Here is a 12,385-nt window from a genome sequence, read left to right on the forward strand (position 1 = left end):
CGGGGTGCGCGGAGTCACACCGGCTTGCGGAATAGCGTGATCGGCCGGGCGGTTGGTGCGTAGGTAGATTCCATGCGCATGCACATACCGTCCGGTTCCCCTAGGAGACCCTCACGTGACCGCCACCGTCCCCGAGTCCGCTTCCCGCGCGGCCGAGATCCTCTCCCGTCCCACCCCGATCAACGGCCTGACCGTGCCCAACCGCATCGTCATGGCGCCGATGACCCGCAACTTCTCGCCGCGCGGAGTGCCGGGCGAGGACGTGGTGTCGTACTACGCGCGCCGGGCCGCCGCCGGGGTGGGCCTGATCGTCACCGAGGGTACGTACGTCGGCCATGACTCGGCCGGGGACAGCGACCGCGTCCCGCGGTTCAACGGCGAGGAGCAGCTGGCCGGATGGGCGAAGGTCGCCGAGGGAGTGCACGCGGCGGGCGGCACGATCGTGCCGCAGCTGTGGCACATCGGCATGGTGCGCAAGCAGGGGCAGCCGCCGTTCGCCGACGCCCCCGCCGTCGGGCCGTCCGGCCTGGCGAACGCGGGTGCCGAGCCGACCGGCGAGGCGATGACCCAGCGGGACGTGGACGACGTCATCGGCGCGTTCGCCGAGGCCGCCGCGGCCGCGGAGCGCATCGGCTTCGACGGCGTGGAGATCCACGGCGCCCACGGCTATCTCGTCGACCAGTTCCTGTGGGCGGGCACCAACCGCCGTACCGACGCGTACGGCGGTGACCCGGTGGCGCGCACCAAGTTCGCGGCGGAGATCGTCGCGGCGGTCCGGGAGACCGTGTCGCCCGAGTTCCCGATCATCTTCCGCTACTCGCAGTGGAAGCAGCAGGACTACACCGCTCGGCTCGCCGAGACGCCGGAGGAGCTGGAGGCGATCCTCGCTCCGCTGGCCGCCGCGGGGGTGGACGCCTTCCACGCGTCCACGCGGCGGTACTGGCTGCCCGAGTTCGAGGGCTCCGACCTCAACCTGGCCGGCTGGACGAAGAAGCTCACCGGCAGGACGGCCATCACCGTCGGCTCGGTCGGCCTCGACGGGGACTTCCTCAACTCGTTCGTGGGCGAGGGCTCGCCGCTCAAGGGCATCGACGACCTCCTCGACAGCCTGGAGCGCGACGAGTACGACTTCGTCGCGATCGGGCGCGCGCTGCTGCAGGACCCCGAGTGGGCCGCGAAGGTCCTCGGCGGCCGCTTCGACGAGCTGAAGCCGTACGAGGCGGCGGCGCTGCGCTCGCTGAGCTGAGGGGCTGTGCGGGCCGGTGGGGGTGCGCGTCCCCGGGGGCTGCGCTGAGCGGGACTGGGGTGGACTGGGCTGAGAAGGGTTGTTGACAATGGGTCCATGACCCGTGCCCGCATCGCCACCCACTCCGACATCGACGCCATCGTCTCCACCTTCACCAGCGCCTTCGCCCAGGACCCGGTGTGGGGGCCCGTACAGGCGGACGTCATGTGGCGGGTCTACGTCACCTCCGCGCTGCGCTATCCCTGGACCGTCGTCACCCCGGACGTCGAGGCCGCCGCGCTCTGGATCCCGCCGGGCGGGGTCGAGCTCACCGAGGAGGAACTGGCCGGTCTGGAAGGGACGTTGGCCGAGGCCACCGATCCCGCCACGGCCCGCTGGATCATGGAGGTCGGAGACCGGTTCGAGGAGGCGCACCCGGCCGAGCCCTTCTTCCACCTCACCATCCTCGGCACGCATGCCGACCATCGCGGCAAGGGACTGGGGATGGCGCTGCTGGCCGAGAGCCTCGCCCGGATCGACGAACTCGGCGCCCCCGCCTATCTGGAGTCGACCAATCCCGCCAACCTCGAGCGGTACGAGAGCGTGGGCTTCACGGCCCGCGAGGAGATCGTGCTCCCCTCGGGGCAGGTGGTGACGACGATGTGGCGGCCGGCCGGCCCCTCCTGACCTGGTCCCTCTGCGGGACATGCTGGTTAGGCTCGGACGATGACAGCTGATGGAGTGACCGAAGGGCCTGTCGTGCGTACCGCCGCCGGCGCGGTGCGCGGACTTCGGGAGGGCGGCCTCACCGTCTTCCGTGGGATTCCGTTCGCCGAACCACCGGTCGGAGAGGCCCGGTTCGGGGCACCTCGGCGCGTGCGGGCCTGGGAGGGCACCAGGGAGGCGTACGCCTTCGGGCCCCCGCCCCCGCAGGAGTCCGGGTTCCAGGGCCGCAGGGGTGTGCTGGACGCGCCCGAGGGCGACGACTGGCTGACCGTCAATGTCTGGACCCCGGAGGCGGACGCGGCCGCCGGGCGGCCGGTCATGGTCTGGATCTACGGCGGTGCCTACAAGCTGGGCCACTCCGGGAGCCCGGGCTACGACGCCCGGCGCATCGCCCGGGACGGAGACCTGGTCGTCGTCACCCTCAACTACCGGGTCGGCATCGAGGGGTTCGCGCGGCTCGACGGAGTGCCGGCCAACCGCGGGCTGCTGGACCAGGTGGCCGCCCTGGAGTGGGTACGGGAGAACATCACGGCGTTCGGGGGCGACCCCGGCCGGGTCACCGTCTTCGGGGAGTCGGCGGGGGCCGGATCGGTGGCGTCGCTGCTGGCCATGCCGAGTGCGCGGGGGCTGTTCCGGCGGGCGATCGCGCAGAGCGTGCCGGGGACCTACTTCTCCGACGAGCTGGCCCGGGACATCGCGTCGGCGATCGCCGCGGAGGCGGGAGTGGGCCCGACGGCCGCCGAGCTCGCCGCCTTCGACCCACGCCAACTCCCCTCCTTCGGCGAGACGCTGGGGATGGACATGCGGGCCACGCGTGCGGAGCGCTGGGGGCAGGTGGCCCCGACGGCCACGCCCTTCTCCCCGGTCGTCGACGGCGAGGTGCTGCCGTGCACCCCCTGGGATGCGCTGGCGGCCGGTTCGGGCCGGGACATCGATCTGCTCGTCGGACACAACCGGGACGAGTACCGGCTGTTCCTCGTCCTCGCCGGGCAGCAGCCTGGCGAGCTCGGTCAGGAAGAGGCGAGTTGGGCGCTGCGGACCTTCGCGCCCGGCGGGCCGGAGGGCGAGCGGGCGTACCGTGCCGCCTTTCCGGACGCGACGCCGGGCGAGCTGTTCGAGCGGGTGCAGACGGACTGGCTGTTCGGGATGCCCTCGCTGAAGCTGGCCGAGGCACAGGTCGCCGGCGGCGGCCGGGCCCATCTCTACGAGCTGACCTGGTCGGCACCGGGCAACGACGGAGCCCTGGGCGCCTGCCACGGGCTGGACATCCCGCTGCTCTTCGGCACGTTCGAGGCGGACCTGGGGCTGCTGCTGTTCGCGGGGAGCGGGGTGCCGAAGGAGGCGGAGGAGCTGTCGGCGCGGTTCCGCTCGGCGTGGACGGCGTTCGCGCGGACGGGCGAGCCGGGCTGGCCGGCGTACGACGGCGAGGGCCGGCTGACACAGGTGCTGGACGTGAAGCCGGAGATCGGACCCTACCCGGGCGAGACGACACGGCGGCTGTGGGAGGACCACGAGTTCCGGCCGCTGCCTCTGCTGGACTGAACCGGCTACAGATTGCCCAGCGGCTCGATGTCCACTTTCACCGGCGTACCCCACACCCGCAGCACCTCGTAGTCGGTGAACTCGTGCACGAGCCGGTACGCCATCGCCGGACGCGGTCCGCGCCGCTGGGCGGTGAGGTACAGCTCGGCCTCCCGCCGGTCCCGCCGCGGGGTGCCGCACAGCTGCCACTCCTGGCCGTTCCACAGCTCCGGCAGCCAGCGCTGCTGGGGCTGGGGGCGGTCGGCGCGGACGCCGTAGCGGGAGGGCGCGGACTCGGTGGGGGCCTGCGGAAGCGGACCACCGCCGTACTCCGCGCGCCGGGCGGCACGGCGCCGGGTCTCACACAGCAGACACAGATCCGGGGCGCTCTTGTCGACCGGCCCGTTCGGGTGCTCGGCACAACGGGTGGCGGGGGCGGAGCCGCCGACACTGTCGTCGAGCAGATCCAGGGCACGGCGGAGATCCACCCTGACCTCGTGGAGCCTGGAGTCCGGCGTGTCGGCACTCAACGACTCCCCGTGCTCACCGAGAACACGAAGAGCACGGCCGAGGGCGGTCAGCTGGGCGTGGTTCATGGGTATCAGTCTGCCCTGCCCTCCACCCGACGGTTCAGGGAGCGAGGCGGGTCACCCTGTGGCCGCTGTGGCCAGGGCCGTTCGCAGGTGGCCGTCGGACTGTGTCAGGAGCCGGGCCGCCGTCGGGCCGTCGACGTTCGCCAGGATGGTGAGGATCGCGTTCTTCACCTCGCCGTCCGTGGCCGCCAGGGCCCGCTCGATCTCCTCGTCCGTGGCCCCCGTGGCGAGGGCGACGATACGGCGGGAGCGGGCGCGGAGCTTCTCGTTCGAGGCGCGTACGTCGACCATCAAGTTCCCGTACGTCTTCCCGAGGCGGATCATCGTGATCGTCGACAGCATGTTGAGGACCAGCTTCTGGGCCGTGCCCGCCTTGAGGCGGGTGGAGCCGGTGAGCAGCTCCGGGCCGACCACGACCTCGATGCCGTGGTCGGCGGCGGCCGCGAGCGCGCTGTCCGCGTTGCAGGCCAGCCCGATGGTCAACGCCCCCTGCCGACGGGCGTGTTCGACGGCGGCGAGGGCGTACGGGGTCCGTCCCGAGGCGGAGACGCCGACGACCGTGTCGGACGCGGTGAGGCCGAGGGCGTCGAGATCCGCGCGGGCCATCTCGCCGGAGTCCTCGGCGCCCTCCACCGAGGTCACCATGGCGGGCGGCCCGCCCGCGATCAGCCCGACGACCTGCTCCGGGCCGGTGTTGAAGGTCGGCGGACACTCGGACGCGTCCAGGACACCGAGCCGGCCGGCGGTCCCCGCACCCGCGTAGACCAACCGACCGCCCCGCGCCATGCGTTCGGCCACGGCGTCGATCGCGGCGGCGATGGCCGGGAGCCGCCGCGCGACCGCTGCCGGGACGGTGGTGTCCTCGTCGTTCATCAGCCGGGCGATGTCGAGGGTGGGCCGCTGATCGATGTCGGCGAGCTCGGGACGGAACGCCTCGGTGGTCAGAGCTTCCAACGCGGCACGCAGATCACGGGGGTTGGATGTGGAGGTCATGGGAGGCGGCTCTTTCAGGTGTTCGGTTCGGTGTCCCGCCCGGGCTTGCGGTCGGAGCTGCGGTCTGTCCGCGATCTATTTGCCTGCGGCCTATTTGCCTGCGGTCTATTTGCCTGCGGTCTGTCTGCCTGCGGTCTATCTGCGATGCCGGTGCGCCAACGCCTCGTAGGACGCGGCCAGCGCCGGCGCCGCCGTCTCGTACGTCTTCTGCGCCACCCCCACGAACAGACAGTCCACGACCAGGAGCTGACTCGTCCGGGACGACATCGCCGCCGGCCTCAGCTCGCTCTCCCGCGCGGTGGACGTGGTCAGCACATGGTCGGCGTACTGCGCCACCGCCCCGTTCGGACGCCCCGTGATCGCGACGGTCGTGGCACCGCGCTCGAAGGCCACCCGCAGCGGCTCGATGACATCCCCCGTCGACCCGGAGTGCGTGATGGCGATGGCGACGTCCCCGGCGCGCAGCTGCACCGCGTTCGTCACGGCGAGATGCGGATCGCTGTGCGCCTGCGCCATCAGCCCTATCCGCAGCAGCTTCTGCGTGAGGTCCTGCGCGACCAGCCCCGACGCCCCCACGCCGTACACATCGATCCGCCGTGCCACGGCCGCCGCGGCGACGGCCGCGGCCAACTGCGCGGTGTCCAGCCCGGCCGCGGTGTCGGCGAGCGTCTGCTGCTCGTCGTAGGCCAGCTTGGCGACGACGTCGGCGATCGGGTCGTCGACCGCTATGTCGGTGGTGATCGCGGGCGCCCGCCCCGACTGCTGCTGCGCCGCGAGTCCGGCGAGGGCCAGCCGCAGATCGCGGTACCCCGGATACCCGAGCAGCCGGGCCGTCCGTACGACCGTCGCCTCGCTGGTGCCGGTGAGTTCCGCGAGACCGGTGACCGTGAGGGCCGCGCAGCCCGCCGGGTCGCCCGCGACGGCCTCGGCGACGCGCTGCATGGAGCGGGTCATGGAGGGTGCGAGGGTGCGCACCTTGGCGGCGAGGGCGGCGGGCGCGGGCGGCGCGGCGGCCTGGAAAATTTCCTTCACGTTCTGGGTCACTCATGAAAGATATTTTCGGTCCGGCCTCCTGGTCAAGAGTGCGCACAATGGGGTCATGCACCCCATCAGTCCCCTGGAGCAGGCGTTGCACGCGGCGCGCGCCCTCGTGCTCGCCGACCTGGCCGCGAGCGAGGTCACCGCGGCGGACGTGGTGTCGATGGTGGAGGAGTCCGTGGTGCGGCGGCGCTGGTGGGTGGAGCAGTGGCCGGAGGGGGTGGAGTACGTCGCCGGGCTGGTCGCGCAGGATGTCCAGGACGCCCTGCTGGAGGCGTACGGCCGCTGGCCCCTGTGCCCGGTCTGCGGCGCCGGCGACCCGCACGCCCTGGAGGTCGAGCCCGAACTGGGCCCCGACCCGCGCTGGGTCTGCCACCAGGCGGGCGTGAAGGTCGCGGCGGTGGGTGCGCTGGGCTCGGCCACCGGCGGGACGGCCACCTCGTGACCGTGTACATCGACCCACCGGACTGGCCCGGCCACGGCCGGATGTGGTCCCACCTGGTCAGCGATGTCTCGTTCGACGAACTGCGGTCGTTCGCCGACGGGTTGGGGGTTCCGCGGCGGGCCTTCGAGCGGGACCACTACGACATCCCGTCGCATCGGTACGCGGAAGTGGTGGCCGCGGGCGCGGTGGAGGTCAGCAGCCGGGAGGTGGTGCGGTTGCTGGTGGAGTCCGGGTTGCGACGGCCGAAGGGGCGGGCCGGAGGCGTCAGTCCGTGAACACGGGCTGGAGACTGCGCCACCAGGTCATGAGGCCCGTGGAATTGGTGCCGGTCACCGCGAAGAGCGCGGGCCGGTCGTAGTAGGTGCAGAAGATGACGTACTGCGCGCTCGCCCAGTAGCAGGCCATGTCGCCGGTCGCCGTCGAGCTGTCGTCCTCGCGCCAGACGGTGCGCGCGCTCCCCTGCGGGCTGCAGTCCTGCTCCGGCAGTTGCGAGGTGTAGGTCTGGTACACCTCGTCGGCCTTGCTCTTGGACGGATACGTGGTGATCGTCGCCTTGGCCGTGCCGACCACGGTGGACACCGTGCACCGCAGGGCGGCGGTCGCCTCGGGCGTGGTGATGTGCTCGCAGCTGTTGCGTTGCCACTGCTCGCTGTTGAGCGAGTCGCGCAGGGTGCGCTCCGCGGAGGTCAGCCCGTCACCGCTGTCCGTACCGCTGTTGTCCGTACCGCTGTTGTCCGTGCCGCCGCCGGCCGTGCCACCGGTGGCCGAACCTCCGCCGCCGGTACCGCCGTTGCCCGAAGCGCCGGAACTCGTGCCGATCGAGTCCGTGCCGCCGGAGCTGCCTCCCGACCCGCCGCCCGATGTGCCGCCCGATCCGCCGCCCGCCTGGGCGGCCTGGAAGAACAGGCCGGCCAGTGCCAGGACGGTGCTCACCACCACGCTGATGATGGTCCAGCGGACACTCCGGCGGGCCAGCAGACGGTCCGGGTCCGGATGTGGCGGTCCGGGCAGGTGTGGCGTTCCGGGTGGGTCGTACTGACTCATCGCGCTTCCCCCGATTTCCGCGATCCCCCGTTGACGTAACGGAATTATCCGGACACGGCGAAGGCCTGGGGAGTCGAAAGGAAGAGGATGGGCCCCGGGTACGCACTTCGGGGTCAGCCGCCCAGCTCGTAGACGTACCCCTCCTCGTCCACGCCCCTCTTCCGGAACCCCGCGCGGGAAACCACCGCCTGGGACGGGAGGTTGGACGGATCGATGGTGGCGAACAGGGTGTGTACGTCGTCCCGGGCCAGCGCCCACTCGGCCAGCGCCCGCAGCGCCTCGGTCGCGTAGCCGTTGCCCCGGGCGGTCTCGGCGAGGTCGTAGCCGACCTCCGCCCGCCCCTCCTCGTCCGGGACGCCGTGGAAACCCATGCCGCCGACCGCGCGGCCGTCCGCACGCCGGACGAGGGCGAAGACGCCGAACTCCGGTCGGTGCACTCCTCCTTCGTACGCCTTGAGCAGGAAGCCGGACGCCTCGCGGGTGCCCTCGAAGGGGCCGCCCTCGACCCACTCGAAGCCGCCGTCGCCGCCGGCCACCAGATCGCGCGCGGACGCGGGTGTGATGCCCTGCAGGGTGAGGCGTTCGGTGGTGTGCACGAGGTTGTTGTTCCAGCGCCAGTCGGTGACCCGGGCGCGGCCGGGCAGTTCACCGCGGCCGGTCGCCCACAGGAGGGTGCGCCAGTGGTCGGGGCCGGGCGGGACGTGCGGGAAGATCCGGGTGAGGACGAACTCCGGGAGACCGGACGGGGGTTCGTACGGCACCCCCAGGGCGCCCGCGATGTCGTACGTGTGCAGCAGCACCTCCGTGACGCCCATAGCGGCGAAGCCCTCACGGTTCGCGCTGCGGAAGGGGTACGGGTGGTGGGCGCGGACCTCGCGCGGGGCGGTGCGGACCGCCGCGGCGAGCAGGGCGCCGGCCGTCTCGACGACATGCAGCAGACCGGTGTTGCCGATGCCCTCTTCGAGCTTGATCTCGAAGGGGACATAGGTGTCCTGGGCGCGTCCCGCCAGGTTGGCGGCGTACGCGATCAGGCACTCCGCGATGTGGAACGCGGTCTCGTGGACGGTCCACTCCATCCCGGCCGCCCGCACCGCCGTCCAGTCCCGCTCCACCGCAGGCCGCAGCGTCGCGACACAGCTCGCGACGGCCTCGTCCACCCGTTCCCCGCCCATGACATGCATGGGCCGCAGACTATTCGGCCCGCTCCGCGCCGGTCGACAGCATTTCCAGCTCGGCGGCGAGGTTGTAGCGCGCCGTCGCCTCCCACTTCTCCTGCCCGTACGGCGTCCTGAACAGCCTTGGCAGGTCGAGGAGTTGGCGAAGGATCGCCGAACGGCCCGCTCGGAAGGCCTCGCCCGGTACGAAGTGGTACTCCTCGCGGACCGCGGCGGTGTAGGCGGCGTACCCGGACGGGGGCGCGGCGAGGATCGCGAGGTCGGCGTCGCACAGGACCTGGCCGTTGCGGTCGTCGGCGGCGGGGTCGTGGCCGGTGGTGAGGCGGACCAGGCGGGCGACCTCGGCGGTCCGGTCCTTGGGCACACCGGCCTCGGGGAGGGCGCGCTCGGCGAGGCGGGCGGACCGCTCCTCGTTCTCGGAGCGGTCGGGAAGGTAGACCGCGTCGTGGAACCAGGCCGCCAGCCGGACGAGGTCCGGATCGCCGGCGTACTCCTCCAGTACGTCGATGTGGTCCAGGACAGCCGTGAGGTGCGTGAGCGTGTGGTAGCGGCGCTGCGGCTCCTGCCAGCGGGCGAGGAGGTTGTCGGCGTACGGCACGGGGTCCGGCAGGCCGGCCCGGGCGCCGCGGGCCCCCTCCAGCGTGCGGGTCCACCGGCTGCGCAGGACATCGAGATCGGCCATGCCCCCATTCTCCCGTCTTCCCGGGGCGATCTCGCGGGTGGCCACCCCGTCGTCGTACGCTGTGATCCGAGATTGGACTAGACCTGTAGGCCGGACCTGCGGGGACTGGACCGGTAGCCGCTCCCAGCGGGAACACGACGGAAGGGGTCCTATGAGCACGCGTGCAGTCCTGGAGGTGATCGCCCTCGACGTCGAGGACGCGCTCGCCGCCCAGGCCGGAGGCGCGGACCGCCTCGAACTGGTCACCGACATGGCGTCCGACGGCCTCACCCCGCCACCCGCCACGGTCGCGGCCATCCGCGCCGCCGTCCATATCGACCTGCGCGTGATGCTGCGGCTGGAGGACGGTTTCGCGGCGGGGGACGCGGGCCGCCTGGTGCGGGTGGCGCGGAACCTGCGGGCGGCGGGGGCGACGGAGTTCGTGCTCGGCTTCCTCGACCCGGACGGGCGGGTCGACCTGACGGCCGTGGAGCGGGTCGTGGCGGAGCTGGACGGCTGCCGGTGGACCTTCCACCGCGCGATCGACCGGGCGGCGGACCGGGACGCGCTGAGAAAGCAGCTGGACGGGCTGCCGGGGCTGGACACCTATCTGACGGCGGGTTCCGCGGCGGGCGTCGACGACGGCCTCCCCACCCTGCTGACGGAGGCGGCCAGGCGGGGCGAGCCGGGATACGAGCAGCGCCTGCTGGTGGGCGGCGGGCTGAGGCTGGAGCACGTACCGCCGCTGAGGGCGGCCGGCGTGGACGCCTTCCACATCGGCGGGGCGGTGCGACCGGGGGGCTGGAGCGGGCCGGTGTCGGCGGCGGCGGTGCGGGACTGGCGCCGCTCCCTGGACGCCCCGCTCAGCCGTCCAGCTGCTCCGGCAGCGGCGCCGCATGTGTGACGATCAGGCCCGAGACCGCCCGGGTCAGGGCCACGTACAGCCGCCGGAGACCGGTGCGTTCGTCGGGTTCGCCGTCGACCACAGCCCGGGGCTCGTCCAGGACCACGTAGTCGTATTCCAGGCCCTTGGCCAGTGAGGCCGGGACGAGGGTGAGGCGGGTCTCGGCCGTCGTCTCCTCGCCGGGGGCGAGGTGGCCGATGCCGGCGGCCGTCAGCGCCTCGGCCAGCGCCGGGACCCGGGCGTCGGCCGCGATCAGCCCCGTGGACCCCTCGTTCCGCAGCAACTCCTCGCACGCGGCCACGACTTCGGCCGCGCCGGCGGTCCGCCGAAGATCGAAGAAGCCGGGGTTCTCCCGCACCGACGCCACCGGCGTCAGCCCGGGCGCGATGTGCGGAAGCAGCCGGGACGCGTAGGCGATCACATCGGTCGGCACCCGGAAACCGGCGGTCAGCTCCTCGATCACCCCGTCCGACTTGCCCAGATGGGACAACGCCTCGTCCCAGCTCCGGGTGGCCCAGGGAGTGGTGCCCTGCGCCAGGTCGCCGAGGACCGTCGCCGAACCGGTCGTGCAACGGCGCCCGACCGCGCGGTACTGCATCGGTGACAGGTCCTGCGCCTCGTCCAGCACCACATGCCCCAGCGAGTGGGTGCGCCGCACGATGTCCGTCGTCTCGTCGATCAGCACCGCGTCCGCGGCGGACCACTTGGCGGACTTCACCGACCGGACCGGCCGCGCCCACGAAATGGTCTTCTGCTCGTCCTCGTCGAGGATCCCCTCCGCGTGCGCGGCGAGGAACTCGGCGTCCGTGAGCAGCCGCAGCACCAGCTTCGCCGGGTCGACCGGCGGCCAGATCTCCTTCACGGCCGCCTTCACCGCCGCGTTGCGGGCCACCGCGTCCTGCACCCGGTCGTCCGGTGCCTCGCCGGAGCGCTCCATCTGCACCAGCACGGCATGCGCGACACGCTGCGGAAGGGCCTCGCGGGCGGCGCCGTAGCGGATGTCCCGGTCGAGCAACTCACGGACGATGTCCTCGAGTTCGTACGCCGGTACCCGCCAGCGGCGCGAGCCGCGGACCACGACCACCGGCTCGGTCGGCATGGTCACATGCGAGTAGACCGCGCGGCGCAGCACCTCCGCCATCCTCGCGTCGCCCTTGACGATCGCGGCGGCCGCGTCGTCGGCGCCCCTGACCTCCACATGGCCCACCAGGTCGTCGACCGTCGCCTGCTGGACCGTCAACTCGCCCAGCGCGGGCAGGACCTGCTCGATGTAGTGGAGGAAGGACCGGTTCGGTCCGATCACGAGGGTGCCGGTGCGGGCGAGCCGCTCGCGGTGGGCGTACAGCAGATAGGCGACCCGGTGCAGGCCGACGGCGGTCTTCCCGGTCCCCGGACCTCCCTGGACGCACACGGTCCCGCCGAGACCGCTGCGGACGATCTCGTCCTGCTCGGGCTGGATGGTCGCGACGATGTCCCGCATCGGGCCGACGCGCGGGCGCTCGATCTCCTGCTGGAGCAGCTTGCTGGTGCGGGCCGCCTCGGCCGGGTCGGAGAGGTGCTCGTCCTCGTACGCCGTGATGTCGCCCCGGGTGTAGCCGAAGCGGCGGCGCAGCGCGACGTCCATCGGGTCCTTCTTGGACGCCCGGTAGAAGGGCTGCGAGACCGGCGCCCGCCAGTCGATGACCATGGGGTCGCCGTCGTGGTCGTGCACATGTCGGCGTCCGATGTAGAAGCGCTCGCCGTCCGCGCCCTCCGCCTGCTCGGCGCCCGGCGAGTGGAGGTAGTCCAGGCGGCCGAAGAACAGCGGGGTGTCGCTGAGGTCGGCCAGCGCCTTGATGCGCTCCTCGATCTGGCGGGCCAGGACCTCGGCGTTGACCCAGTTCGCGGTGACGTCCTTGATGTCGAGCGACTCGACGTCCTCACGCATGGCGCGCAACGCGGCGCGGGAGTCGGCGAGATGGGCGCGTTCGCGGGAGAGGGGGTCGTCGACGGACGTGGACAAGGGGGTGCCTCCGAAGGTGCGCGGGCCGGGTGGCTGCTGCTGCGATGTGCCGGTGCTG

13 protein-coding genes are annotated in these 12,385 nt (G+C 72.4%); 6 read left to right on the plus strand and 7 right to left on the minus strand.

The features are described 5' to 3' along the window. Positions 1–115 precede the first annotated feature (115 nt). The 3 genes from ABZT17_RS18370 to ABZT17_RS18380 all read left to right on the plus strand — a co-directional run bounded on the left by ABZT17_RS18370 (position 116) and on the right by ABZT17_RS18380 (position 3,493). Complete coding sequence (locus ABZT17_RS18370; RefSeq protein ID WP_356350011.1) at positions 116–1,246, plus strand: NADH:flavin oxidoreductase; 1,131 nt, start codon at positions 116–118, stop codon at positions 1,244–1,246. 96 nt (positions 1,247–1,342) lie between these two features. Continuing rightward, on the plus strand, positions 1,343–1,912 hold the full coding sequence (locus ABZT17_RS18375; protein WP_356350015.1) for a GNAT family N-acetyltransferase: 570 nt from the start codon (positions 1,343–1,345) through the stop codon (positions 1,910–1,912). Positions 1,913–1,951: 39 nt separating this feature from the next. Then, positions 1,952–3,493 (plus strand): carboxylesterase family protein, encoded by a 1,542-nt coding sequence (locus ABZT17_RS18380; protein WP_356350018.1) that lies wholly within the window; start codon positions 1,952–1,954, stop codon positions 3,491–3,493. Between the two features lie 5 nt (positions 3,494–3,498). Here the strand turns inward: ABZT17_RS18380 and ABZT17_RS18385 are convergent, their stop codons facing one another. From ABZT17_RS18385 to ABZT17_RS18395, 3 genes are all read right to left on the minus strand, one after another. Further along, positions 3,499–4,068: a hypothetical protein gene (locus tag ABZT17_RS18385; RefSeq protein WP_356350021.1), complete on the minus strand. Its 570-nt coding sequence runs from the start codon at positions 4,066–4,068 to the stop codon at positions 3,499–3,501. A gap of 51 nt (positions 4,069–4,119) precedes the next feature. Continuing rightward, complete coding sequence (gene murQ, locus ABZT17_RS18390; protein WP_356350023.1) at positions 4,120–5,058, minus strand: N-acetylmuramic acid 6-phosphate etherase; 939 nt, start codon at positions 5,056–5,058, stop codon at positions 4,120–4,122. Positions 5,059–5,193: 135 nt separating this feature from the next. Then, on the minus strand, positions 5,194–6,102 hold the full coding sequence (locus ABZT17_RS18395) for a MurR/RpiR family transcriptional regulator (RefSeq protein ID WP_356350026.1): 909 nt from the start codon (positions 6,100–6,102) through the stop codon (positions 5,194–5,196). Positions 6,103–6,157: 55 nt separating this feature from the next. On the opposite strand from ABZT17_RS18395, the gene ABZT17_RS18400 reads away from it, so the two are divergent. Next, positions 6,158–6,541 (plus strand): hypothetical protein, encoded by a 384-nt coding sequence (locus ABZT17_RS18400; RefSeq protein ID WP_356350028.1) that lies wholly within the window; start codon positions 6,158–6,160, stop codon positions 6,539–6,541. Continuing rightward, on the plus strand, positions 6,538–6,816 hold the full coding sequence (locus tag ABZT17_RS18405) for a DUF4031 domain-containing protein (protein WP_356350032.1): 279 nt from the start codon (positions 6,538–6,540) through the stop codon (positions 6,814–6,816). Before ABZT17_RS18400 ends, ABZT17_RS18405 begins: the two co-directional genes overlap by 4 nt. On the opposite strand, the gene ABZT17_RS18410 is transcribed toward ABZT17_RS18405, so the two are convergent. From ABZT17_RS18410 to ABZT17_RS18420, 3 genes are all read right to left on the minus strand, one after another. Further along, the gene (locus tag ABZT17_RS18410) at positions 6,806–7,585 is read right to left on the minus strand and encodes a hypothetical protein (RefSeq protein ID WP_356350034.1); all 780 of its coding nucleotides are present in this window, start codon (positions 7,583–7,585) and stop codon (positions 6,806–6,808) included. The two genes, ABZT17_RS18405 and ABZT17_RS18410, sit on opposite strands and share 11 nt — an antisense overlap. 113 nt (positions 7,586–7,698) lie before the next feature. Beyond that, positions 7,699–8,757, minus strand: coding sequence for a GNAT family N-acetyltransferase (locus ABZT17_RS18415; RefSeq protein ID WP_356350140.1), 1,059 nt, complete (start codon positions 8,755–8,757; stop codon positions 7,699–7,701). A 19-nt stretch (positions 8,758–8,776) separates the two neighbouring features. Next, a complete protein-coding gene (locus ABZT17_RS18420; protein WP_356350036.1) occupies positions 8,777–9,442 on the minus strand; it encodes an HD domain-containing protein in 666 nt (221 codons plus the stop codon). Positions 9,443–9,593: 151 nt separating this feature from the next. Between ABZT17_RS18420 and ABZT17_RS18425 the strand changes: the two genes are divergently transcribed. Then, positions 9,594–10,325, plus strand: a complete 732-nt coding sequence (locus tag ABZT17_RS18425) for a copper homeostasis protein CutC (RefSeq protein WP_356350039.1) — start codon at positions 9,594–9,596, stop codon at positions 10,323–10,325. Here the strand turns inward: ABZT17_RS18425 and ABZT17_RS18430 are convergent. Next, a complete protein-coding gene (locus ABZT17_RS18430; RefSeq protein ID WP_356350041.1) occupies positions 10,285–12,327 on the minus strand; it encodes a UvrD-helicase domain-containing protein in 2,043 nt (680 codons plus the stop codon). The two genes, ABZT17_RS18425 and ABZT17_RS18430, sit on opposite strands and share 41 nt — an antisense overlap. Between the last annotated feature and the right edge of the window lie 58 nt (positions 12,328–12,385).

Source organism: Streptomyces sp. NPDC005648 (assembly GCF_040605395.1).
Lineage (GTDB): Bacteria > Actinomycetota > Actinomycetes > Streptomycetales > Streptomycetaceae > Streptomyces.